We start from the raw sequence: 809 nt of genomic DNA, 5'->3' as shown, positions 1-809 counted from the left end.
CAGGCAGCTTCCACAGCAATGGCATCCTGGTCATCCAGCGGATAGTTAATGATCAGCCCACTGACGCGTTGCGCGAGAAGATTGTGCACCGCCGCTTTACAGGCTTCGACGCCGCTTCGTTCTACCATCGACACCACCACGCTGGCACCCAGTTGATCGGCGCGAGATTTAATCGCCGCGACAATTTGCGACGGCGCGTGCAGGGCCAGACTGGAGGTGGCAACGCCAATCAGCAACGACTGTTTGCCCGCCAGTTGTTGTGCCACGCGGTTGGGAATGTAATTCAGCTCCGCCATCGCCGCTTCCACTTTTTCCCGCGTTTTCGCAGAAACGTGGCTGGCCTGGTTCACCACGCGGGAAACGGTCTGATAAGAGACACCGGCATACTCTGCGACATCGTATAACGTTACTGGTTTCACATTCACCACCCTGAATTGACTCTCTTCCGGGCGCTATCATGCCATACCGCGAAAGGTTTTGCGCCATTCGATGGTGTCCGGGATCTCGACGCTCTCCCTTATGCGACTCCTGCATTAGGAAGCAGCCCAGTAGTAGGTTGAGGCCGTTGAGCACCGCCGCCGCAAGGAATGGTGCATGCAAGGAGATGGCGCCCAACAGTCCCCCGGCCACGGGGCCTGCCACCATACCCACGCCGAAACAAGCGCTCATGAGCCCGAAGTGGCGAGCCCGATCTTCCCCATCGGTGATGTCGGCGATATAGGCGCCAGCAACCGCACCTGTGGCGCCGGTGATGCCGGCCACGATGCGTCCGGCGTAGAGGATCGAGATCGATCTCGATCCCGCGAAAT

General features: G+C 59.2%; 2 pseudogenes. Both read right to left on the bottom strand.

Annotated elements, in window-relative coordinates:
• A pseudogene (lacI, locus tag FQU96_RS41980) lies at nt 1-419 on the bottom strand (DNA-binding transcriptional repressor LacI); the annotation flags it as partial.
• 79 nt (nt 420-498) lie between these two features.
• A pseudogene (locus FQU96_RS41975) lies at nt 499-809 on the bottom strand (MFS transporter); the annotation flags it as partial.

The sequence above is a fragment of the Reyranella sp. CPCC 100927 genome (assembly GCF_007859315.1).
In the GTDB taxonomy this organism is placed as follows: Bacteria; Pseudomonadota; Alphaproteobacteria; order Reyranellales; family Reyranellaceae; genus Vineibacter.
Note: the sequence above shows the minus strand (reverse complement) of the source record. Positions and strands in the feature narration are given on the sequence as shown.